Origin of the sequence: Exiguobacterium sp. s75, assembly GCF_018617145.1 — a bacterium.
GTDB lineage: Bacteria > Bacillota > Bacilli > Exiguobacteriales > Exiguobacteriaceae > Exiguobacterium > Exiguobacterium profundum.
Genome location: NZ_JACSJQ010000001.1, coordinates 1,705,854 through 1,730,373 on the forward strand (window position 1 = coordinate 1,705,854; position 24,520 = coordinate 1,730,373).

A 24,520-nucleotide genomic window follows, 5' to 3' on the forward strand; every position below is an offset into this window, starting at 1 on the left:
ATGCTTCACCTCCTCGTGTTACCAAAAGAACGAATACACCGGCGCTTCGCGAATGAACAAGAGACCGAGCAACATGACCGCCGAGTAATAGACGACGAGTCGTTCCCGCCGCTCGAACGTGCCGACAATCTCCGGAATCATCAACAGCAGGAAGAGCGAGAAGTATTGGACGAGCCTCATCATGGATGGGTTCAAGAACGTCAACGGCAAGAGACAGGCGGCGAGTAACAGCGCATTGAAGAAATGGATGGCAGATGGATTGTTCGCCAGAATTTGATCTTTTCGCCATAATGCCACGAAGAGGACGGAGAGCAACATCAGACTGAAGTTGACCGCCCCGGCGCCGTCCATGGCGCTGTACGTATCGTAGCCAGACACTTGGACGAGCAGGTCGAAGAATGGATTCCGGAAGACGAACAATCCGACGATGACCCCGAACATGGTCATCACATACGCCTTGGTCAGTTGCTTGTTCGCTAAAAAGTAGAACGGGACGAAGATGAGCGAAGATTTATGAATCGTCATGGCGATGCATACGAGCAGGAGGAACCAGCCCAACTTCCGCGCCCGCACGAAATGGTAGCCGACGAGCACGACGAGCGCGGTCGCCACCGTTTGCCGTAACCCGGTGACGGCGAAGAATTCGTAGAAGAGGACCGAAAAGAGCAGGAAGCTGATGAGCGGTTCGCTCGAGTATTTGTAGATGAAATAGCCGAGCGGGATCATGAAGATCATCGCGATGAGAACGAGATACACTTGATAGTCCGTGATCACGTACTGGATGAGACGTTGGAACAGGTAGAACCCCGGGTCCTCGCTCTCCGTGAAGACGATTTCAAAGAAACGGTCGGTGAACGCACCGAGCGGCAACGTTTGCGACTGCAGGAAGAGTGCCTTGTACTGCGCCGTATCGGCCCCGACCGTGACGTCTCGGAAGCCTGACAAGACGATCCATTGAATCGTGGCGAACGATACGAACCAAGCCCGGCGACTCGGAATCTCGTGACGGATCAACAACATTCCCCAACCGACCAACAGCGCCATATTGACTAAATAGATCGTCATCTCCATCCCTCCTTTCTAGCGATAGATCAGATTGGTCATCCCCCGATATAGAGACAGCAGGTTTGAAAACAAGATGCCGTTCCAGCGAAGCCACCGATATTCCATCGGTCCAAAGTAACGATTCACATCATGTGTCGTTAAGTACTGTTCCCGTACGTCCGCCGCATTTTCCTTGAACGTGTGTTTCAGAATGATGGCGGTCAATTCCTCTCCGTTATCACGCACCTCGACGTCCTGGAGTAGCCGCTTCAAATAGCGATTCGATTCCATCGTGGCTCGATGTGCGATTTTTTTCGTCTGTTGCTCGCCGTGAATCCGTGAATAGACGAGCGGCTCACGCATCACGTAAAAGTCGAACCCATCGAGCGCCAACTCGACCCAGCAGATCCAGTCTTGAATGAAGCGGTCCTCTAACGAAAAACGCCGATGTTCGAACGCTTGTCGCGGAATCAAGAGCGCGCATCCGTTCAAAGTCGACGACAACAACAAATGACGGAACATGTCCTGACTCGAATAGAATCCGCTCACTTTCCGTTGCACCCGTCGGATCGCCTCCCCATTTTCGTCAATGAACGCCGTCCCTGTGACGACGATAGTCTGGTTCATCGGGAGATGTTGCTCGCGCAATACGGCGAGCTGTCGTTCGATCTTTGTCGGCGCATACACGTCATCGTGGCTGAGCCAAGAGAAATAGTCTCCGTTCATCTCTTCAATTCCACGATTCAACGCACTCGAGACGCCCCCATTCTCCTTTTCCACGTAGCGAATTCGCTTACCGTAACTTGTCGCAATCGCCGCCGTTTTCCCGTCATCAGTCGAACCGTCGTTGACGACGATCACTTCAATCGAAGGATGCGTCTGGGCCAAGGCGCTGTCGATACATGTCCGTAAATAATCGCTCCCGTTATAGACAGGGATGATGATGGATACGAGTGGTGTCATAAAGCGTTCCTCACTTTCTCGGTTTGCAGCTCCTCGTACACGTGCAGGTAATCCTGTGCCCGGTCGAACAAGTCGAACCGTTGACGCGCTTCGTTCGCACAAGCGATTCGTGAGATCGAGGCGTGATGAAGACGATCGAGTCCGTCCATCACATCGTTGACCGATCGTGTGGCGACGACGACGCCGGTTCGTTCGGTCACGAGTTCCGGACTGGCCGTGGAATCGAGGACGAGGACTGGCGTGCCACAGGCGAGTGCCTCTGCCGTCACATTTCCAAATGATTCTTCCTCTGACAGGTTCAACAAGACGTCTGCCGCGGCATAGTACGAAGCCAATTCGCTCGGGTCATGTGTCTCTTGAATGTGAAGCACATTCGCCGGCAGATCATGTTGTTCTGGCATCTGTCCGACTAAGACGATTTGGTCGGACGGTCTGGCCTTGGCCAACTCTATGAATGCAGACAATCCTTTCGCCTCGGTCCAATGGCTTGCCACCCCGAGAAGAATGTGTTGTCCCGTCAACCCGAGGCGTGCCCGAAGTGGGCCTGGCTCTTTCGGCATGAACGTCTCCAAATCGACCCAGTTGTGGATGCGACGAATGATGGACGCATGTTGCAGAATCGAGAAGTGGGCTTCCATCGTGATCCAATCCGACACTCCCACTATTGCCAAGCGTGGAATGGCGTCGTACCATTTACGCTTGTCCGTCAACATCTCGCCGGTCCGGTCTAAAAACCAGCTCGGGATGTCTTCTTTTAAGAGTGGACACTGTCCACACCCGTCCTTCCAGCGCTCACACCCGACCGCCGTATAGTGGGTACATTTCCCGGTGAATAGCCAGCAGTCGTGAAGCGTCATGACGGTGGCGATGTCCTGCTTCGCCAAATACTCAAACAACGTTTGAAGATGAAGGTAATTGGCGTGAAGATTATGAAGATGAACCACGTCCGGTCGAAAGCTGTCCATGAAGGCAATCAAGTCAGCGGTCGACCGTTTGGACGTATATCCTTGACGCCCCGTCACGCGGGCGTGGAGCGCATGTCGCTTCGTTTCCCACGCCTGTCCAACCACCACACTCGTCTCGGTCACTGGTCCGGTCGCATGGGCGATTCGGACGTGGTGTCCAGAAGAGGCATGAACGGATGCAAGCTCTTTACACATCCGACCGGTGCTTTTCACTTCGTTGATGGCATTGATGTGAAGAATATTCATGTCCGACACCTCACTCGTATGCGTAGTAGGTGTTCGTATTACGAGAAGAACGCTTGTTGAGCACGAGTCCGAGAAGTTGTGACCCGGTCCGTTCAAGTTGTTCTTTCGCCTTCAGGACGAGCTGACGATCTGAGTTCTCGCAGCCGATCACGAGAATCGTCCCGTCGGATACGTTGGCCAACAGTCGAGCATCGGCGACGTGCATCATCGGAGGCGTATCGACGATCACGATGTCAAACTGCTCACGCAAATCACTGAGGAGGTCCGTCATGCGTGACGAGGCGATCAACTCGGTCGGATTCGGTGGGATTGGACCGGCCGCAAGCAAAGTCAGGCGCGGGATATCCGTTTTTTGAAGCGCATGTTCGAGGGTGACCCGACCGGCCAATACGGTAGATAGTCCCGCATGGGCTGACAACTGGAACGTTTGGTGTGCCGTCGGTTTGCGCATATCACAATCGAGGATGACGACATTTTTTCCGAGTTGCGCATAGACGACCCCTAGGTTCGCCGCCGTGGTCGACTTCCCTTCCCCAGACGAGGCGGAGGTGATGGTGATCATCTGTAATTTATGACCGACGGACGTGAACTCCAGATTGGTTCGAATCGTCCGATATTGTTCAGAGATCGGTGACTTCGGATTCGCCAACGTGACGAGATCCCGTTTTTTATAATCAAGACGATTGGCGTTCTTTTTTCGACCGAACATGCGAAACGTCTCCTTTCACTTGGGGTGTCGCTTCCTTCACATTTTTCGTTTTCAAATCCCGACGTTCGATTGTCGGAATCGACCCGATGACCGGCAAGTCCAGCAACCGTTCCGCTTCTTGCTCGTTCCGGATGCGTTTATCAAAGACGTGGCGTAACAGACCGATGAATCCACCTAACAAGAATCCGGCGAATAGACCGATTGCCGTGTTGAGCAGCACGTTCGGTGAGACAGGAGCTTCCGGAATTTCGGCTGGAGATAAAATTCGAACGTTGTCGATGTTCATCAAATCCGGGATTTCAGAAACGAACACTTCACTGATCACATTGGCCGTTTCCGCTGCCACGACCGGATCGTTCGCGGTGACGAACACATTGATGACTTGCGATTCCTCTTCACTTTCTACGGTGAGCGCATCTGAGAGCGGGTCTGGTGCGCTCGGCACCTGTTCTTTGACTTTTTCAAGAACAGCCGGGCTCTTCATGATGACGCGATACGTATTGACGAGTGAGAGCGAGGATAACACTTCCGAACTGTCTACGCGGTTGTCTTCTTGTTGTGTAACGAGTAGCACTTGTGTGGACGCCTCATATTTCGGCTGGATGAATGAAGTGCTCAAATAGTAAGCTAAGAGTCCGACGAGAACCATACTCACGAACATCCATTTCTTACTTTTCTTTAGAACTTCCACGAGATCGCCCACGATCGTCGTTTGTTCCTTCATGTTGGTTTCCTCCCTACAGACAGATTAAATGACCGAAATCAGGCGCAGGTTAACTGTAGTACCTTCTTACCCCCTTCATCTTGATAATTGAAAAGAAGGATTTATCATTTTTTCGCAACATCATGTCATGATGCCGTTCCGCTTTCTTCTTTTACGTTGCAGTCTTGAAGATAAAACAAAAAAGTGAGGGTTAGCCCCTCACTTTTTAAATTCATCGCTGATACGACATACGTGATGTAATTATCTTCTTTGTATGAAATACTATGTCAAAGGGACGAAATTCCAATGAGTACTCATTCTTTGTTTTCTTACTTAAAACTGATGGAAGACCTGCCGATATCTAATATAATCATCGACCATTAATATTTTTATGAAAATAATATTCAAATACCTAAAAAAGACATATATTAAATTATCTCATTCATTTAAGTGTATATATCCATCAATAAAATGGGTAATTTACATTAATAGTATATATGCTAATTTCAAAGGGGCTACTTATGCGACAACTTGTTTTGCTTTCAGCAGCATTATTTTTAACATTAAGTGGATGTTCCAATGAAACTCCACCTCTGAAGTCATATGAAAGTACATTCGCAACCGAATCATTCGTTCGAAAACATTTATTGACCAAAGAAGGGCTCATTCGGACAAATATTTCGGATCGACAACATGAATTTTTATCTGAATCCATCGGTCTTTATCTACTCTTTTTAGTAGACCAAAAGCGAGAAGACGAATTCGCCAATCAAATCGATATTTTTAAACACTATTTTTTAGATGAATCCAATTTAGTCAGTTGGCGCCTTGAACAAACAGGGGATGACATCACAGCAAGTCCGGTCAACGCTTGGATTGATGACGCGCGCATCATTCACGCATTATCGAAAGCAGCAGAAGTGTTTAATGAACCTACTTACACAAAGTTAGCTGAAAAGATCTCGACAGCCCTTACGACTAAAGGCGTGAAAGATGGTCTCCCCGTTGATTATGTGGATTTAACAACGAATGAAACGGGGGATGTGTTGACACTTAGTTATTTGGATGAAGCAGCTTTACGCTATATGCCTTCTTCGAATAATTTGTATCTTAATAGCAAACAACTCCTTGAAGAGGCACCTTTACAAGGACCTTTTTTCGCCAAGTCATACTCGATATCTGACCAAAAATATCACTTCGATGATGAAATCAATATGATTGACCAACTTTATGTTGCCATTCGATATGAACAATTCAATCTGGAAACTGACGTTTTTTATGATTTTTTTAAAGAACAGTTCAATCAAGGTCTTGTTTACGGGCGATACGATCTTGATTCCAAAGAACCTGCTGTCAATTATGAATCGCAGGCCGTATACGCATTAGCTATTTTTTATTTACTTGAACGTGACGAGAAGGAGTTTGCTGAAACAATCATGAAACATTTAAAGACGTTCATGATTTCCGATTCGTCATCCGAATACTACGGTGGATACATTGACGTATCGAATAAAGAAACCCATTCATTTGATAATTTATTACCTTTATTAGCAGAAGGAGGACTTTTAGATGGATACGTCATTCCGTAAAACAAGTCTCATCAGTTTACAAGTCGGTATGTTATTGATTGCTGTCGCTATATTATTTACTTACACTCCTGATCTAGGAAATGTACAGACTGAAGGAATTCTGCTACTCGCATCGGCCGTTTTTATAAGTTTATTTGCAGGTATCCGTGCTGGTTTATTTTCTGCATTGTTCATCCTATTCGTGTTTGGAAGTCTATATTTTTGGAATATGTTTTTTAGACCTGAAGACCAATCTTTCCTTTTTTCAGAGGCAACGCTCTTCTATTTCGGTCTTTGGTTAATTGGTCTTGTTATTTTAAGTGGCAGTATTTATGAACGAGTCAAGCAATTGGTTCAAAACAATCTTGTATTACAAGAAAAAATAAGACGTCTTGTCGCCATCGATGATGAGACAGGACTGGATAATAAAGATCGATTCGAACTTGAACTTCAGTTAGAAATTGATCGAACGAACCGTCACGATGAATCGTTTACCGTCCTCCTATACCAAATTGACCACTTCACTGAATTCAGAAAACTATATGGAGCCGATGAGTCCACTCGTTTCTTAAAGTTCTTTAGCGAACGTTTACATCAATCAACTCGAACAACAGATAAAAAATTCAGACTGTCTACCGAAGAATTCGCACTAATTTTGCCCTATGCTTCTGAAGAAAACATGCAGGTTATATTAAATCGATTTAAACATATGATTGGAGATTATGTGATCAAGAACGGTAAAACGGTCTCTTTCACAAATCATATTGCTCACTACACTGTTACAAAAGAGGCAAGCATTCAATCCCCGGATGATGTTCTCGGTTTAATGAGAAATGAGTTGAAAAGTTATGCGCTATAAAGTGCTCATCCTCCTGTTCGCGTTGATTGGTTTTCCGCATGTTGCACTCGCAAACAGTCCAAACGTCACGATTGTTTATAGTTCAACCTCAAACGATGTACCTCCTGAAATTTATAAACTTGATGCACTGGTCTCTCGTTTTTCTGAAGACATTCACATTCTTCGAGATACAGAAGTGACAGAAACTTCTTTTAAAAAAACGAGTCATCTTTTCTACTTTGGTTTAAATGCTGCAACGATTCCAGCGTCTACTCGTAAACTAATCAATGAGTCGAATGCTGCCCTTTATGGAATTGGGTTTAATGCAAATCAACTCAGAGCATTCGAAAAAATTGACGTCACTCGCATACAAGGTGTTTCAAAGTTTTATCAAGAACGGACTAATACAAGTTTGACATTCGCGTTAGCGGATACGGTTTTCTCTGTAAATCATCAAATGAAGAATGTACATGCACGTATTGCACAAAAAGACAAAGAGTACCCGACAATCATCCAACTCAACGAGCATTTTTATTCTGGTATTTATAACTTATTAAATCGTTCTTCTTTACTCTTCGCCGATAGTTTGTACGACTTTTTTAAAGAAGAAGCAAAACCAGAACACCTCGGGTATATACGTCTAGAAGATGTTAACCCAAGCACGGATCCAAAATTACTCGAAAAAACCGGGAACTACTTACTTGATCGTAACATCCCAGTTCTATTAGCAGTCATTCCGGTATATGTAGATCCAGATAGTGGGCAAGCCATTCACTTCAATGATCGTCCCAAATTACTGAATGTGATAAAGAACCTTGAAAAGCGTGGAGCCTCGGTCATCGCCCATGGATACACTCACCAATATCGTTCCTCTGAAACTGGTGAAGGTTTTGAATTCTGGGATGTTGAGAACAATCAACCCGTTCTCACCCCTTCAGATGAGCAGTCAATTATTTTAAAACCAGAAGAAACTTTCAGTAATACAAAGGACTACAACACCTATTTACGTGATGTTTTAGAAGGAGAGGCATCCTACATTCAATCAAAATTAACGAAATCTGTTCACGAGCTAGTTTCTTTAGGGCTTCATCCGCTAGCCTTTGAAGCACCGCATTATACGATGTCGCATTCAGGATATCAGCTAACGGCAACTTATTTTTCAAACGTATTCGGTCAAATTCAATGGAGCAATACGGAATGGGAAGTTATGGGGACAACCCCTTACGTATCAAAACCTTCTTTATTACATGGGATGACGTTGTACCCTGAAACTATCGGGTATGTCAGAACCGACTTACCACGGCCAGTTGAAGAAATGCGTCGGGCTCGCGATGAATTACTGATCGTTCGAGAATCAATGATTGGAGGATTCTATCACCCATATATCGGCATGGAACATTTGGCAGATCTTGTAGATATGATGGAATCTACACCTGGCTTCCAGTGGTTAGATTTACGTGATCAAGATGAGTGGGTTCGTACAGAGGATGTGTCAATTCAAGCCTCAAATGGAACGATATCACTTCAAGACAATCGTTCTCCTCTATGGAGTCAGTTAGAGTTGAACATGCCAAACTCGTTTCTTGAAAAATCACTATGGGCTCTGGTGATCATCACATTCACTGCCGTTCTGATGTTTTTGACCTATACCCTCTATCTTCGCACGCAACGTAAAAAACGACTATTTAAGGAGCGTGGTTAATCATGGCAAATCTACTCTTTCTGTTCTCACTCGTCATGATTTGGACGATGCTTCTATACCACATGTTTTTGATGCAAGGCGGGTTCTGGCACTTCATGACGTTTCGTGATCCAATCCCAGAATGGACGAAACATATGAAAGACTTACCAAAAGTGTCTGTTCTAATTCCAGCTCACAATGAAGCAGTTGTCATAGCAGCAACACTTCGAGCAATGTCTCGAATTGACTATCCCCATGACAAACTCGAAGTTATTTTAATTAATGACAACTCCTCAGATCAGACCGGAGAAATTGCCAAACAGTTTGAAGAGAAGTTTTCATTTATCCATGTCGTACAAACGACACCTGCATATGCAGGAAAAGGAAAATCGTCTGCTTTGAACTATGGTCTGACCCAATCAACGGGAGATGTACTGGTTGTATATGATGCGGATAACACACCTGAAAAAGACAGTGTCTATTATCTGGTTATGGGTCTTTTGAATGACCCAAAAGCAGGAGCGGTCGTAGGAAAATTTCGTGTCACAAATGCATATGAAACGTTGCTTACGCGTTTGATCAATATCGAAACCATCTGTTTTCAATGGATGGCACAAGCAGGGAGATGGAAGTGGTTTAACATTGCCACAATTCCTGGAACCAACTTTGCCATCCGTCGTTCCATTATTGAAGAGCTTGGCGGTTGGGATGAAGCAGCGCTAGCAGAAGATACCGAACTCACGATTCGGGTCTATGAACTTGGTTGGCATATCCGATTCTTTCCTGCCGCAATCACATGGGAACAAGAACCTCAAACGTTAAAAGTTTGGTGGAAACAACGGACGCGTTGGGCACGCGGAAATCAATACGTTGTTCTCAAATTCATGCGTCAATTATTTTCACTGAAACGAAAGAAAATCGTGTTCGATATCATTTACTTTTTTTTCACTTATTTTTTATTCTTCTTCGGCGTGATTCTGTCGAATAGTTTATTTGTGATTAATTTGTTTGTGGATATCGGTCTAGAAGTTGGAAATATCACACTCATCTTATGGATTCTCGCATTTTTACTATTTGTGACCGAAGTGTTCGTCACACTCAGTATCGAACGCTCCGAATTTAATGTGCAGAACTTTTTTACCGTTATTCTGATGTACTTCACGTACAGCCAATTGTGGATTGTGCTTGTCATCTACTCGCTTTATCTCGAAATAAAACGCGTCTTATTTAATCAAGAAGTCAAATGGTACAAAACAGACCGATTCGACTGAAGAGGAGGATATTATGAAACCTTACTTGCCCTACTTACTAAGTTCATTCCTGATTTTATCTACAACTTCGGTTCAAGCTGCCACTGAACTTCGTTCGTCGTTATCCATTGATTCTGAAAATGGTGAAGGAGAGCGTATATTAACGACGGAAGATGACGTCCTACCTGGAGAAACGTCCGCCCGTACGTATACGTATACGATGGTCGGAGATGAGCAAGCTAATTCGTCTAAGTATCTGTCGCTTGACTGGTTACATTCGGAGTTATTGATTCCGCCTTCAGCACTTACAATCGATATTGATGGTGAGCCCATCAAATCAGTCGCTTTGACAAAAAAATCATCTCAGGGAAACGTGAAAGTGCCGCTCCAAAACAAACATTTAACGAAGGGTACACATGAGGTCACGGTAAGATTCACGGGAATTATCGAAGGGAGAATGTGTGACACAGGAAATACATCCGGAAGCTGGTTAACTGTCCGCCCTTCGAGTTTTGTCGCTGCCGGAAACAAAGCAGAACTCTCATTGAAGGATTACCCGAATCCGTTTACACAAACAACAAGTCAAAAATTGACCGTTGTGCTTCCAAGTTCGCCGAGCGCAGCATCAATAGAGGCAGGACTTCTTCTATACAGACAGTTAAAAGGAGATGCGGCCGATTCAGATAATGTATCGCTTCAATATGAACAACAATTAAAATCATTGGATGGCCGGTATGTTTTCGTAGGACAGACTGATTCTTTCACAGGTCCTGTAAAAAACTTCATTCAAGAATTGAACGAACTCCCAACAGGCGATGAAATTTTGCTAGAGCAAGTCCGTCTCGTGAATAACGGAACATCTACCGAAGCCATGTTCGTTCTCGCTGAGAACGCAGATGCGTTTGAAGGGACACTAGACCATTTGCTACTCGTCCCACAGCGACAACAATTGAATGGCGAACGATTGACTCTAACGAGTGCACCCGTAATGCAAAAAAATGACAACATTGTTGATTTACGTGCTCTCGGTGCATCAGACTTGATGTTGAGCGGTAGCCAAGCGGTTAGTCCGAACTACTTTTATCCGTTGCCTGTCATCGATAAACAATCTCAAGTAAAACTAGATTTACGTTTTAAAGCGTCTGAGAATCTAGTGCCTGAACAAGAAGGGGGACTTCCTCCTGAATTGATTGCTTTGATAAACGGGGTACCCCACTCTATTCCTTTGACAGACACGGAAGAAGATCATAGTGAATGGCAGCAACATACTATTCAAGTCGATGCTTCCACGCTCCAAAAATCTTCATTTTTAGATGTATCTTTTGAAGCAAATGGACTCCGCTCAGAAGCTCCGTGCAATGCGAGTGATTTAGATCGCTGGATTTTTATTTCTAGTGAGAGCCAAGTAACGTTACCAACGAACAATGGGCAAGCGAATAATGAAGTATTCTCAAACATGGCTAGTCTTTTTGCAACGGATTCAGGTGTCTTATTCGTGATTCCTGACGATATGAGCGAACAATCACTTCAAAATATGGCCAGTGTGATGAATGGATTACCCGTCACTCCCTTAACAGGACAAGTCGAGTTTGTTCGTTCTAGCCAAGTTACTGAAGAAATGGTAACAAACCGTTCTGTATTCTTTATTGGAAATCCAGAGCAAAGTCCTCTCTTCAACGAACAAAAGAAAGATTGGATTGTTACAACAGACAATCAAATTGATTTGTCTCAGTACGGGTTCGTCCCAGAAACTTCTTCGGAATATGCCTGGATACAACCCTCTCCTTGGAACGATGAAAAAGCAATGATTGTTGTGTCAACTCAAAATTCGATTGATTCAACACTTATTGAAACGTTGGCTTTTCCAAATGAAACATTTAGCGTGGCAGTGAAGAATCAAAATGGCGCTATTTTTACAAATAGTTCAAGTATCGCGAATGAACTTTCGAATAACCAAGCAACATCTAATGACGAGTCTTCTACTTCAATAGACTCTACATGGTATTTTGTTGGTTTCATTGTGTTAATCGTCTTCATTATTGCCATTCTCTTCTATATGAGACGCAATAAAAAAACACCTTAATCCTTTATTACGTACCGCTTAATAGATATGCAAAGTATAAGAAAGGTCATCTCCTTCGTTTAGAACAAAGAGATGACCTTTCTTATTGCTCCACCCCAAACCGATACACCGTCCGCGAGTGATACAACTCACCCGGTTTCAGTTCGATTGAGGTTGCGATGTCTGGATAGTTCGGGGCATCTGGGAACGCCTGGGCTTCGAGACAAATTGCGCTATGTTTCTGTCGACCGTCGAGCGTCACCGGTGTCTCTTCACTCAAGAAATTCCCTGTGTAGACGACCATGACCGGTTGATTCGTCTCGACCGTCATCGTCCGTCCGCTAATCGGGTCGTGCAATCGAATCGGTCCATCCTTCAAGATAAACGGATGGTCAAGACCGCTCGCCCGTTCAATCGCCTCGTCTCCTGACACGAGCGCCTCTCGGACCGCTTTTCCGTCTCGGAAGTCAAACGGTGTCCCGCTCACATCACGCAACGCCCCTGTCGGCAGCGAATCCGCGTCGAGCACCCCGACCGAATCGGCTGGTAGCGTCAGTTCATGGTCGTGGATGGTCGGGCGTCCGCCAAGATTGAAATAGTTGTGATGGTTCAGGTTGACCCACGTCCGTTGGTCCGTCTCCGCCGTCATCGTGACGATGAGTTCATTGTCATCTGTCAGTTCATACAACACTTTGAAGAAGACGTTCCCCGGGTATCCTTCTTCCCCATTCGGACTGAGATATGTGAACTGGATGCACTGTCCGTCGGCGTCCATCTCCCAGTGACGGGCCGTGATGCCTTTGTCGCCTCCGTGGATATGATGGGGCGCCTCGCTTGGGGTCAAGGCGACGCCATCAATCTCCGCGTTGCGAATTCGTCCGGCGATCCGTCCGACGACCGATCCGAGATAGACCGGGTTTTCTAAGTATTGAGAGACGTCCCCATATTTTAATATGACCGAGTCGAGCTTGCCGTTCCGGTCCGGGGCCGTCAGTTCCGTCATCGCGCAACCATAGTCAATGGCGGATAGGATCATGCCGTTGGCGTTTTGAATCGTCGCTTGTTTCATGCCATCACCTTTCTACCCCGTCTTTACCACTTCCAGCGCCCTCGCCAGTTTTTTTCTGGCAAATGAGGCGGATTCACTGCAATCGGTTCATCGGCTAATATCGCCTCCGTAAAGTGGAGCTGCTGTTGCCACATCTCTTCTCCTAGTTCGTTGATGACTTCCTGTCTTGCTGCTAACCAATTGAAATCACGATGTTCCACGTTATGGGCATCGGAGGCGACGATGTGACTCAACCCGTTACTGATGAACGTGAGCGCGAGTTCCCGGACCTGTCTTCCAAACTGCCCTGTCAAACTGCTTGTCGTCACTTGCGACAGCGCACCCGCTGATACGAGATGGTACAATTTTTCGGGATGGAGTGCAAACTCTCGATTCCGCTCTGGATGCGCAATGACCGGAACGTATCCAGCCGCCTGCAGTTGAAAGAATAAGGATTCCGTATAAGCAGGCAGACTTTGACTCGGCAGTTCCACCAGGACATAGCGGGACCCGGCGAGCGAATGTGCCTCCCCAGACTCGAGCGCATCAATCAACTCCCCAAAGATTCGAATCTCTTGTCCGACATACAAGGTCAAGGGAATCTGTTCCTCATCGAGTTGTTGTTGTAGATGCGCGACTTCTTTTGTGATGTCATGATGCTCCGTCTCGAAGTACGGATGATACGCGTGTGGGGTCACGACAATCGACGTCACCCCTTCTTCGACTGCACGCCTTGCGAGTTGCAGGGACGCTTCCATCGTGCGTGGTCCGTCGTCTACCTCAGGCAACAAATGACAATGTATATCAATCATGAGGATTCACTCTCCAGTGTGTGTTTGTTTTAGCCAAACGTATTCATATGGGCGAAGCGTCACATGGCTCATCCATTCTTCTGTAAAGAGACTCGTTCCTTCGCAATCCGTCTGCACCGTCTCCTCACTCATGTTCGTCAATAACAGGAGGGTCTCTTCTTGGTGCTTCCGCTTGACGGCGAATAAGCGGCGGTCGAGACGTACGATCTCTTGGTCGGTATACGGTGACAAGGCAGGTTGGAGTCGTTTCACATTCAATTGGCTCAATATCCCTTCATAAACACGAAGTCGATCTGGATCGCGCTTCAATGCTCGGACGAGATCTTCCTGTTCAACCGGTTGCGACACCCCAAATAAAGTTCGGTAATCAATCAACGGAATCCCTTGAAGCGACAACAATACACTGTGGGCTGCGAGAATCACATCTGGGTTAGTGTCCATCAGATTTTTCTCAAACGGATCACGTTCCGCCGAAGAGAGGAAATTGAAATAGGTTTGATCGGCTCTCAGCGGATGCACCTGACTCGCCCAATCACTCAAACGTGTCACATCCGCCTGCGCAAACGCTAAAATCACATGGCTGGATAAGTCGAAATGGCAGACGACGTCCGCCTCCGCCTCATAGATGAGGGCAGAATCCACACGCTCATTGGCGATAATCAGCTGCGCATTCGGCTTATACGTATGCATGACCGTCCGCCATAGCTTGAGGATGTGTTTGACTCGTTCCGGCTCCATTCCACGAAACGACTCGACATGGACGCGGATTTTCGTCGCTCCGTACGCTAGACGTTCGATCAGTTCATCCGTTACGGTGACAAGGTCGAATTGCGCCTCATTCCATGCTTCAGGCGTCATCTCGTAAATCAAATCGAACGCGTCTTTGAAACGTCCCAAGTCTTCGAACAGTTGCACCCGCGAGTCGATCGCCGTGTCCTGTTGTTTCGTTTGATACGGAAACAGGGAGACGAGATAGAGATCACTCACCGTCGTTTGGACATGATCGGCTAACCATTGATGGAGCGCCTCGAGATTCGCTCGTCCGTCCGTCAGGATAAAACCGGCATCCACCAACAAGACGTTTGTTTTTTCAGAAGGGCGTTCATGGTCGTGCCAATGATGATCCGACCACTTCTCAAACAACCGCCCCCACTTTTCTTGCGAGGTCTCCCCGAGTTCGTGGAGCACCTCTTCAATCGTTTCCCATTTCATGGCTCATCCCTCCTTGGCATCTCTTTATTTCTCCCACTTTCCGTTCCCTTTGAAACACAAAAAAACTGTCCGACTCGGGTCAGACAGCTTACTCCATCAATCGTTTCAACTCTTCCCGAACGCCATTCAAGGAAGATGATTCCGGATTCCAATAGTAGATGCCGTCCCCCTCTAATCCGCCCGCACCCTCGAGCCGCAACACACTCGCATTGCGGAACGCGTTCATATAGTCTGTCGACAATGAGACGAATTCATTTAGTTCGATATTCGTCTTCGCCTGATCGCCGACCACCTCGAGTAACGCGGTGACCTTGTCGAGCGAGAAGTCCGTCCGTCCTTTTTCGATGATGGCGGCGACGACATCCCGCTGACGTTCTTGACGACCGAAGTCACCGTTTGGATCGTTATAGCGCATCCGCGTATAATCGAGTGCCGCTTCTCCGTCTAGCGTCACTTCACCGACGGGAAACGTGTAATCTTCTGTCGAGAACGCGAATTTATTCATGACCGTGATGCCTCCGAGTGCATCCACCACGTCGCTGAATGCCTCCATATCCGTCTCGATGACATAATCGATTGGGATGTCGAGGAAATTCTCGACCGTATTCATAGCCATTTCGGCTCCACCGAACGCATAGGCATGATTGATCTTATCGCGCGTCCCTTTCCCAACGATTTCGGTCAATGTATCCCGAGGAATCGAGAGCATCGCGCCTTCATCCAGTTCCGGATTGAGTGTCAGCACGATGATCGAGTCACTTCGTCCCTGTTCGGTCCCGCGTCGGTCGATTCCAAGCAAGAGAATGGAAACCGACTCTTTGCGTTCAATGGTCTCGACCTGTTTACGCTCTTTGCTGATGTTCAAGTTGTCATTCACTTGTGCGACGGTGTCATCGACTTCTTTTACCATTGACCAGACGAACGCGCCACCTGTGATGAGCACCAAGGCCATGACGCCTGCTACAACCCCTAGTACGATTTTCCACTTTGATGGTTTACGATGTTTCGCCATGTGGCCACACCTTCTTCCGTGAAATAGTACTAGTTTATTCCCATGCCACGGGTTGTTTTAAAGCATGTTCACAAAGAATAATCACGATATCCCTTTTTTTGTTATGGGAAATGGGTCCGGATCGGTTGACGGGTCATATGGTAGGGCCAGGCTGCATTGATTTCTGCCCCGATCAGCATCGTCGCCGCCGTCAGATAGAGCCAAATCTGTAGCAGGATGACCGCACCGATCGTGCCATACGTATCCCCGAGAATCGAGAAACGTTCGACATAGACGCTGTATCCGGTCGACAGCAATTGCCACGAGATGACCGCAAACACGGCTCCGGGAAGTGTTTCGATGAAGCGCACTCGCTGCTGTGGCGCGATTTTATAAAAGAGCGAGAACGCGATGATCAAAATGATGGTCGAGACCGTATAACGCGTCACCGTCGACAAGCGGTCGAATTCCTCAACTTGTGGATAGAGGGCATAAATCAGTTCGACAAACTCTTGACCGAATAGATGAAACACGATCAAGATGACCGCTCCGATACTCCCTGCTAAAATCACGAGCAACCCGATCAACCGTCGGAAGATATAGCCACGCGCTTCCGTCTCCCCATATGCGAACACCGTCAGCTTGACGAGTCGTGCCGTCCCGTTCGAAGCGGACCAAAACGCGATGATGGCACTGACCGATAACAGTCCGCCGTTCAAGTTTCCGCTCACATCATAGACGATAGATAACAGCTCACGCACACTTGAACCGGGAATGAGCGTTTCAATCTGCTCGATGAGAAGCGCGTCATCGATTTGAAACCATGCCATCACGGCGAAGAGGACGACAAACGTCGGAAAGATGGCTAAAAACCAAAAAAACGCCAGTGTGGCACTATAATCGTTAATATGATGGTCTTTGAATCGATGCCTGACGTCCACGGCCAGTCGAAACATACTTTCAAACATCGCCACCCTCCTCTCATCACTTCTTCTCTTATATCATTCTACATCTCGGGCAACCTGTCCTTTTGAGCAATCGTTATTTCGGGTATGCCCTATAGAGGACTAAATCTTACAAATGGGGTGGAACGAATGGAAATCGGTATGATCGGACTTGGTAAAATGGGCCTCAATTTGGCTCTGAATTTGACAGACAATGGGCATCGTGTCGTCGGGTATGACCCGGGAAACGTATCGACGAGTCAATTTGAGACGAAAGACTCTTTGCAGGAGGTCGTTTCCACGCTTCTGGCCCCTCGCGTCGTCTGGGTGATGGTGCCGGCGGGTGACGTGACCGAGCACGTCTTGAACGACTTGCACCATCTTCTCTCCCCAGGTGACATCGTCATCGATGGAGGAAACTCGAACTACAAGGAGTCAATGCGACGTTCCGAGCACTTTAAAGAAAAACTAATCTATTTCTTCGATGTCGGGACGAGTGGTGGGATGGAAGGTGCCCGTCACGGAGCGTGTACGATGATTGGAGGCGACTTGGAAGCGTTCGGAAAAATCGAACAGCTCTTCCAAGACGTCTCGACCGACCACGGTTATCTGTATGCGGGACCAAGTGGAAGTGGTCACTTTTTGAAGATGGTGCATAATGGGATTGAGTATGGGATGATGCAGGCGATCGCAGAAGGGTTCGAAGTGCTTGAGAAGAGTCCGTTCGACTATGACTATGAAGATGTCGCACGTGTGTGGAATCACGGCTCGGTCATTCGCTCGTGGCTCATGGAACTGACGGAGAGTGCCTTCTCGAAAGATGCGAAGCTCGACGACATCCGTGGGGTCATGCATGCGTCCGGTGAAGGCAAGTGGACGGTCGAGACGGCACTCGAGTACGACGTCCCGACGCCCGTCATCGCGCTCTCCCTTATGATGCGTCAACGTTCGCTTCAAGACGATACGTTCTCAGGTAAAGTCGTTGCCGCATTACGAAATGAGTTTGGTGGGCATGCGGTGGAGAAGAAAGAGTAAATCATCAAGGTCTCGACCAACATCGGTCGAGACCTTGATTCATTCCATCGTATTCCCTTCTGCCGGAATGGGATGGTTTTTAAGCATTCTCGCAAAATGAACGAGGTTATATGCCATCGTCTTGCCATGAGACTTCGTGAATTCATTTTCTCGTCCAGCATCGAGGTACGAGTCACCCGGTCCCGCTTCCCCGACCCAATAAGTATCGACGTTCGGCGGCACGGTGAAACCGATGTGGGACAATCCATATAGAATCGAAGCACAGGCGTGTTTCGCCCCGTCCTCATTCCCCGTGACGACGACTCCTCCGACCTTGTTGTAGTAGATCGCCTGTCCCGATTTATTCGTCAGCCCGCTACCGCCGTATAGACGTTCAATCACTTGGGTGGCGACGCTACTCTTCTCCCCGAGCCAGAGTGGTGTCCCGATCACGACAATGTTCGCGGCCTTCACTTTTTCAAAAATCTGTGGCCACTCGTCCCCATCCCCTTCATCTTCCGTCACACCGAACGTGACGTTGTAATCGACGATTCGAACGATCTCAGATTCAACATCGAGCGCATCGAAGTGCGGGATGATATCACGAATCAACCCTTCCGTATGCGACGTCATGTCGCCACCTTTTAACGTACAGTTCAAAAACAAGGCTTTCATTCGATCCCTCCTAAGTAAAATGATGTTCCATTAGGTGTTCCCGTTCGTCAAATGTTTCAAATCTATATCACAAAATCTATAAAATCGTATTAATCATATCTGTCTATAATCGATTTTATCTGGCCGTCCGGTTCCTGATAGACCACATGCTCTTGTGACAGTTCCGTCGGCGAGCGAACGCCTGCCGCAGCCGCCATATTGTATAGTCCTTCCCGAAGCGAGATGATATAGTTCGTCACCCGATAGCTCTTTTCGTCGACAACGAGAGCACGCTGCAGTTTCGCATCGGTCGTTGCGACACCGACCGGGCAGCGGTTCGTGTGGCAAACCTGTGCCTGAATGCACCCGACATTGAACATAAGTCCGCGAGCGATATTGACGAGGTCTGCGCCGAGCGCGAGTGCGATGGCGACTTTATCCGCCGTGATGAGTTTCCCAGAGGCGAACAGTTTGACTCGGTCTCTCAAACCGTGCTCGATGAGAAGGTGATGCACGTAAGGGAGCGCCGCCTTCAGCGGTAAACCGACTGTATCCGCAAGCTCTTGATACGTCGCACCCGTACCCCCTTCACTCCCGTCGATGGTGATGAAGTCAGGTACAATTTGAGATCTCGCCATCTCTCGGACGAGCGAGTCGATGTCTTGCAACTTCCCAACTACAAGTTTGATGCCGACGGGCTTCCCACCGATTTCACGTAACCTCTCAACAAATGCCAACAATTCCACATGGGTGTGAAATTCAGAGAAGCGGTTCGGGCTGTCAATGGTTTCCCCGACTCGTACACGACGGATTCGGGCAATCTCCTCGGTCACTTTCGATCCGTCGATATGTCCACCACGTGTCTTCGCGCCTTGGGCAAGTTTCAGTTCGAACGCTTTCACTTGCGGAAGGTCACTCTTTTGTTTGAATGCCTCGACTGAAAACCTACCGTCTTCATCCCGGACACCGAAGAGCGCCGGTCCAATTTGACAGATGAGATCGACGTCCCCTTTTAAATGATAGTCGGATAGTCCACCCTCCCCAGTATTCATCCACGTGCCACCCGCACGACCGAGCCCAATCGAAAGCGCTGTGATGGCCCTGTCTCCGAGCGACCCGAAACTCATGGCAGACTGACCGACAAGCCCCCGAACGTAGAACGGTTCCCGGCACGTCTGTTCGCCTATGATGACGGTATCTTCTTCTGTTAATAAGTACGGGGAGATGTCTCGTTCGACGAGATGTTCTTTTCGGGTGAACAGATTGTCTTCATCGAGTTCATACACCCATGTCGACACTTTCGTTGAATTGTCGATTCGTAACTCGTTCCGATTTGTCGGGTACAATGCATTTTGAAGATAGAACCCACCCGCGTCAAAATCTCGCTCCGAGCCGAATCCGATGATGCGCGACTTATACTTCCCTGCGATGACGGCCGACTCATAATCATTCCGTGAGAACGGCTTCGCCTCATTGTCATTCAGGAACAAGTATTGCCGAAGTTCGGGTCCCATCTTCTCAAATATATAGCGCAACTTTCCGAGAATCGGGAAGTTCCGGAGGACGGAGTGTTCGCGTTGGTTCCGGTCACGCCGCCACAGATAAAAAATCAAGAGCGGTGGCGTGATCATGATGAGCAACATGAGCATCAGTAAAATGGTTAACATCGATGTGGTGAGTGACACGGAATTCCCTCCTCTATGGCTCGACGAAAAACACCCTGTTTCCAACAAAACAGGGTGTCATCAGTCGTTCGGGATCGTGACCCCGTCAAATTGTTCATTGCGGCATAGCGTGATTGCTTGCATCGCCAACTTATAGTCTTCTTCCGGCAAGGCAATCAACTCGGTCGGAAGGACCCATTCTTTTGAGTTATACAGATGGATGACGAGCTTGGCGAGCACAAACTCTCGTTTATCAAACGTATTGTCATCGATAATCGTCGAAGTGCGAATCTTACCTGATTCAAGATCCATATAAGGAAGTAGGCATTCACGTATATGTTCATTTCCCGCAATCACATACAGCGCGGCGAAATATTCTCGACCGGTACTCCCCGGATCCGTGAGCCGTTGTGCCAACCGTTTGAACTCGTTGTAATGGTCGGAAGATAAAAAATCAATATGGTTCATCGGTCCACCTTCTCTCTCTAAGCCATGCTTTGCTCTCAAGGTTTATAATTTCCACCTTTTTGTAGAAACTAACCCTCTTTCGCTCAGATTCGGCGCAGCGAAATCGCCTCACGCATCTGTTGAAGCGACGCCCGGGCTGCCTCGCCTCGGCGCATCATGACGGCTGTGAACAACGCATCAATCAGACTCAATTCAGCAATCCGGGAAGCGAGCGCCTCCGAGCGAAATGCCGTCTCTTGAGATACGGTATAGAGCGACACATCCGCCAGTTTCGAGAGAGGGGACTTCGCATAGTTGGTGATGGCAATCATCGGCACGCCCTTCTCTTTTAAGAGTTTGGCGATATCGAGTGTCTCTTTCGAGGCACCGGAATGCGAGATGACGACGGCGACGTCTGCGGTCGTCAATTGTGAGGCCGACATGAGCTGCATATGCGACTCGAGAATCGCGCTCACTTGAAGCCCGCTCCGGACAAACTTATGATAGGCATCTAACGCGATGACGGCCGACCCGCCGCTTCCGAAAAATTCGATACGGCGCGCCCCAAGAAACAGCTCAATGGTTTTCTCAAGAGAGGCATCCTCTAAAATCTGACGCGTTGACTCAATCGTCTTCCCGTTCGTCGAAAAAATTTTCTCTGCGATTTCGAGTGCCGTATCCGTCTCGATAATATCTTCATGAATATCTTGAAGCGGTGCGACGACATCTGAGGCGAGTGCGATTTTTAGCGCCTGATAGCCTTTGAATCCGACACGCTGACAAAAACGAAACACAGTCGACTCTGCCACATCGAGGTCATCTGCCACCTGATTGATCGTATGATGAATGATTTTTTCTGGTTGCTTCAAAATATAGTCGGCAATACGTTGTTCTTTCTTGCTCAGTGTCGAATAGGCACCACGGATGCGGGCCGTCCCGTTCATCGTTTCCATCAAGCATCACCCTTTCTCTTCTTCATCTAACGATACCGTTTCGAAAAAAATTCCGCAATGTGTGATTCATGCAAATGATTGACCCACCTTACAAAAGTAGGCAAGAAGCGTGATTCCCGAGTGTGCTACTCTAATAAAGCACTTTTTCATTCATTCTTTGTACCATTTGAAATTGAAAGGACTGTTTCTCATCGAACATCACCTGAGTAGCTCATATAACTTCACACTCGTCATTCTTTCCATCGCTGTCGCCATCTTCGCTGCCGGTGTCGCTCTCGATATTAGCAGTCGTTTGAAATATGCGAAGCACGCCTCGCGACTCAGGTGGGTCGTCGCTGGTGCCTTCAGCCTCGGTCTCGGCATTTGGGCCATGCACTTCATCGGTATGCTGGCGTTTCACTTGCACGATGATGTGACGTACCATCTCGGCATCGTACTATTATCCATCGTGCCGGCCGTCGTCGCTTCCGGACTTGCCTTTTGGATGATCAGCCATCCGGAGACGCGACCCATTCAGCTCGTCTTCGGTGCCTTCTTGATTAGCGTCGGCATCGTCTCCATGCATTACATCGGGATGGAAGCGATGCAAATGAACGCCATCCTCACATACGACCCCATCATGTGGATTGCATCTGCCATCGTTGCCTTCGTCGCGTCACTCGTCGGATTGTACATCCTCTTCTATATCCCGAACGTCTCGCGGTTCCATTGGCGCCGTCTGGTCAGTTCGGTCTTGATTGGGGTTGCCGTTTCTAGTATGCATTATGTCGGGATGGGCGCAGCCCGTTTCACCCCGATGGAAGGTGCGGCCAAACCGGTCAGCGACTATGCCGTCGACAGCACCCTACTCGCCTATGTCATTGCGGCGAGCGTCATGACACTATTCATCTTGATGTACATCTCGCTCCGGACGGCATCACAACTCGAGGCACAGTCGGAAGAACTAGAATTAAAATTCGAATCCATCATCGAATCTGCCTCGGATGCCATCATTGTCGCCGATCACAATCGCACCATCCTTCAGTGGAACCAAGGGGCGACCGACTTGTTCGGATATACGTATGACGAGATGATCGGGCAATCGATTGTCGCCATCATTCCGGAACGATTCCGAGATGCGCACGAGCGCGGGATGAAGCGTTATGAAGCGACAGGTGAAAAACGCGTCATCGGTCAAACGGTCGAGCTCATCGGATTACGAAAAGACGGTGTCGAAGTGCCAATCGAGATGTCACTCGGAACGTGGAAGACGGACAAGGGCATCTTCTTCAGTAGCATTATCCGTGACATCAGTGAACGGAAACGAATCGAGGCTCAAATCAACGACCTCGTCTATTTGGACCCGCTCACCGGTCTCCCGAACCGTCGTCTATTCAGCGACCGACTCGACGCGCTACTCGGTCAGTCCCAGCAAGAATCGTTCGCCTTATACTATATCGACTTGGACAACTTCAAGGTCATCAACGACCGGTTCGGCCACTCGATCGGCGACCAATTCTTGAAACAAGTGACGACCCGCATCCAATCGACGATTCAAAAGTCGGACACGCTCGCCCGTCTCGGCGGAGATGAGTTTATCATCTTGTCCCCACATACGAAAAGTAACCTCGCGGCCCATCGTGCGCAGGAGCTCATCAACATCCTCCATCCTCCGTTCGAACTCGAGAACGAGGAAGTGTTCACCGGTGCCTCGATTGGGATCAGTCTCCATCCATCCGACGGGGATACGGCAGAGGATTTAATCAAAAACGCTGACATCGCTATGTACCGGGCGAAGGCCGACGGCAAGAACGGCTATCAGTTCTTCACGAACGAACTGAACGAGTCCGTTTCCCGTCGTTCGAACTTGTCGATGGCACTCCGGAAAGGGATTGGACGTGGCGAGTTCACCGTCCACTATCAACCGCAGATCCAGCTAGAGACAGAAATGGTCATTGGTATGGAAGCACTCGTCCGCTGGAATCATCCAGACCTCGGGATGATTTCGCCTGGCGAGTTCATTCCGATTGCCGAAGAGACGGGAAGCATCCATCGCCTCGGCGAGTTCGTCTTGAATGAGGCGTGTCGCCAAAACAAGGCGTGGCAAGATGCGGGCATTCCCCCGTTTCGGGTCGCCGTCAACATCTCGGCCATTCAGTTCGCTCAAAAAGACTTGCCGGAAGTCGTCAGCCGCGCACTCGACTCATCAGGTCTCGACGCGCAGTATTTAGAACTCGAGTTGACCGAGAGCGTCATCCAAAGTGCAGACCGCGCCATCGAGACGATGCATGAGCTCGTCGCCCTCGGCGTCCACCTCTCCATCGACGACTTCGGGACCGGTTATTCATCACTCAGTTACTTGAAGCTGTTCCCGATTGATACGCTGAAGATCGACCAGCACTTCACGAAGAACATCGAAAGTGACGAGAAAGACGCTGCCCTCGTTAAAACGATCATCCGCATGGCGCACGAGCTCGATTTGAACGTCATTGCGGAAGGGGTCGAGACCGAGAATCAAGTCGCTTTTCTGAAAGCCGAATCATGTAACCAGGCACAAGGATATTTCTACAATCGTCCTTTGCCGGCGGAAGAAATCGAAGTCTTCTTCCAACAATATAAGAAAGCATCATCAAGTTAATTCGTTCGACCTCCGTGACGGGGGTCGATTTTTTATTAGGATTTTGACGATCGCTGAGTCACACCGAGCAATGCGCAAAGGTTACCCGACACCTCTCAATGATTGGAAAATTGTTGCCTGAAAATGACGAACTAT

General features: G+C 48.1%; 21 protein-coding genes. 7 read left to right on the top strand and 14 right to left on the bottom strand.

Annotated features, from left to right (window positions below):
* Positions 1-18 precede the first annotated feature (18 nt).
* The 5 genes from KNO68_RS08710 to KNO68_RS08730 are packed head-to-tail and all read right to left on the bottom strand — an operon-like array spanning position 19 to position 4,651.
* A complete protein-coding gene (locus tag KNO68_RS08710; protein WP_214810986.1) occupies positions 19-1,065 on the bottom strand; it encodes an EpsG family protein in 1,047 nt (348 codons plus the stop codon).
* 15 nt (positions 1,066-1,080) lie between these two features.
* The gene (locus tag KNO68_RS08715) at positions 1,081-2,007 is read right to left on the bottom strand and encodes a glycosyltransferase family 2 protein (protein WP_214810985.1); all 927 of its coding nucleotides are present in this window, start codon (positions 2,005-2,007) and stop codon (positions 1,081-1,083) included.
* Positions 2,004-3,218: a glycosyltransferase gene (locus KNO68_RS08720; RefSeq protein ID WP_214810983.1), complete on the bottom strand. Its 1,215-nt coding sequence runs from the start codon at positions 3,216-3,218 to the stop codon at positions 2,004-2,006. The genes KNO68_RS08715 and KNO68_RS08720 overlap by 4 nt, the downstream gene beginning before the upstream one ends.
* A 10-nt stretch (positions 3,219-3,228) precedes the next feature.
* Positions 3,229-3,927, bottom strand: coding sequence for a CpsD/CapB family tyrosine-protein kinase (locus KNO68_RS08725; RefSeq protein ID WP_078147568.1), 699 nt, complete (start codon positions 3,925-3,927; stop codon positions 3,229-3,231).
* A complete protein-coding gene (locus KNO68_RS08730; protein WP_214690489.1) occupies positions 3,893-4,651 on the bottom strand; it encodes a YveK family protein in 759 nt (252 codons plus the stop codon). Before KNO68_RS08730 ends, KNO68_RS08725 begins: the two co-directional genes overlap by 35 nt.
* Before the next feature lie 500 nt (positions 4,652-5,151).
* Here KNO68_RS08730 and KNO68_RS08735 point away from each other — a divergent pair, with 500 nt between their 5' ends.
* Genes KNO68_RS08735 through KNO68_RS08755 form a run of 5 tightly spaced genes read left to right on the top strand, consistent with a single transcriptional unit; the run spans position 5,152 to position 12,050 of the window.
* Positions 5,152-6,219 (top strand): hypothetical protein, encoded by a 1,068-nt coding sequence (locus tag KNO68_RS08735; protein WP_214687473.1) that lies wholly within the window; start codon positions 5,152-5,154, stop codon positions 6,217-6,219.
* A complete protein-coding gene (locus tag KNO68_RS08740) occupies positions 6,200-7,057 on the top strand; it encodes a GGDEF domain-containing protein (protein WP_078147571.1) in 858 nt (285 codons plus the stop codon). Before KNO68_RS08735 ends, KNO68_RS08740 begins: the two co-directional genes overlap by 20 nt.
* Complete coding sequence (locus KNO68_RS08745) at positions 7,047-8,738, top strand: DUF2334 domain-containing protein (RefSeq protein ID WP_214687475.1); 1,692 nt, start codon at positions 7,047-7,049, stop codon at positions 8,736-8,738. Before KNO68_RS08740 ends, KNO68_RS08745 begins: the two co-directional genes overlap by 11 nt.
* A 2-nt stretch (positions 8,739-8,740) precedes the next feature.
* Positions 8,741-9,988, top strand: a complete 1,248-nt coding sequence (locus KNO68_RS08750) for a glycosyltransferase family 2 protein (protein WP_078147573.1) — start codon at positions 8,741-8,743, stop codon at positions 9,986-9,988.
* A 13-nt stretch (positions 9,989-10,001) separates the two neighbouring features.
* Positions 10,002-12,050: a cellulose biosynthesis cyclic di-GMP-binding regulatory protein BcsB gene (locus KNO68_RS08755; protein ID WP_215112351.1), complete on the top strand. Its 2,049-nt coding sequence runs from the start codon at positions 10,002-10,004 to the stop codon at positions 12,048-12,050.
* 82 nt (positions 12,051-12,132) lie between these two features.
* On the opposite strand, the gene KNO68_RS08760 is transcribed toward KNO68_RS08755, so the two are convergent.
* The 5 genes from KNO68_RS08760 to KNO68_RS08780 all read right to left on the bottom strand — a co-directional run bounded on the left by KNO68_RS08760 (position 12,133) and on the right by KNO68_RS08780 (position 17,060).
* Entirely contained in the window at positions 12,133-13,098 is a 966-nt protein-coding gene (locus KNO68_RS08760; protein WP_215112352.1) for an aldose epimerase family protein, read from the bottom strand.
* A 23-nt stretch (positions 13,099-13,121) separates the two neighbouring features.
* Entirely contained in the window at positions 13,122-13,889 is a 768-nt protein-coding gene (locus tag KNO68_RS08765; RefSeq protein ID WP_214687478.1) for a tyrosine-protein phosphatase, read from the bottom strand.
* Positions 13,890-13,895: 6 nt separating this feature from the next.
* Positions 13,896-15,101, bottom strand: coding sequence for an alpha-amylase family glycosyl hydrolase (locus KNO68_RS08770; RefSeq protein ID WP_214810976.1), 1,206 nt, complete (start codon positions 15,099-15,101; stop codon positions 13,896-13,898).
* Between the two features lie 88 nt (positions 15,102-15,189).
* Positions 15,190-16,113, bottom strand: coding sequence for an LCP family glycopolymer transferase (locus KNO68_RS08775; protein WP_214810974.1), 924 nt, complete (start codon positions 16,111-16,113; stop codon positions 15,190-15,192).
* A 101-nt stretch (positions 16,114-16,214) separates the two neighbouring features.
* Positions 16,215-17,060: a YihY/virulence factor BrkB family protein gene (locus tag KNO68_RS08780; RefSeq protein ID WP_214810972.1), complete on the bottom strand. Its 846-nt coding sequence runs from the start codon at positions 17,058-17,060 to the stop codon at positions 16,215-16,217.
* Positions 17,061-17,186: 126 nt separating this feature from the next.
* Here KNO68_RS08780 and gnd point away from each other — a divergent pair, with 126 nt between their 5' ends.
* The gene (gene gnd, locus KNO68_RS08785) at positions 17,187-18,071 is read left to right on the top strand and encodes a phosphogluconate dehydrogenase (NAD(+)-dependent, decarboxylating) (RefSeq protein WP_214814400.1); all 885 of its coding nucleotides are present in this window, start codon (positions 17,187-17,189) and stop codon (positions 18,069-18,071) included.
* Between the two features lie 39 nt (positions 18,072-18,110).
* Here the strand turns inward: gnd and KNO68_RS08790 are convergent, their stop codons facing one another.
* The 4 genes from KNO68_RS08790 to KNO68_RS08805 all read right to left on the bottom strand — a co-directional run bounded on the left by KNO68_RS08790 (position 18,111) and on the right by KNO68_RS08805 (position 21,768).
* Positions 18,111-18,725, bottom strand: a complete 615-nt coding sequence (locus tag KNO68_RS08790) for a flavodoxin family protein (RefSeq protein WP_078147581.1) — start codon at positions 18,723-18,725, stop codon at positions 18,111-18,113.
* 89 nt (positions 18,726-18,814) lie between these two features.
* Complete coding sequence (locus KNO68_RS08795; protein ID WP_215112401.1) at positions 18,815-20,371, bottom strand: FMN-binding glutamate synthase family protein; 1,557 nt, start codon at positions 20,369-20,371, stop codon at positions 18,815-18,817.
* Between the two features lie 78 nt (positions 20,372-20,449).
* Positions 20,450-20,836 carry a hypothetical protein gene (locus tag KNO68_RS08800; protein ID WP_214685968.1) on the bottom strand — a complete coding sequence of 129 codons (387 nt, stop codon included), beginning with the start codon at positions 20,834-20,836 and terminating at the stop codon, positions 20,450-20,452.
* 83 nt (positions 20,837-20,919) lie between these two features.
* Positions 20,920-21,768: a MurR/RpiR family transcriptional regulator gene (locus tag KNO68_RS08805; RefSeq protein WP_215112353.1), complete on the bottom strand. Its 849-nt coding sequence runs from the start codon at positions 21,766-21,768 to the stop codon at positions 20,920-20,922.
* 109 nt (positions 21,769-21,877) lie between these two features.
* Between KNO68_RS08805 and KNO68_RS08810 the strand changes: the two genes are divergently transcribed.
* Entirely contained in the window at positions 21,878-24,385 is a 2,508-nt protein-coding gene (locus KNO68_RS08810) for an EAL domain-containing protein (RefSeq protein WP_312048625.1), read from the top strand.
* Positions 24,386-24,520: the final 135 nt, after the last annotated feature.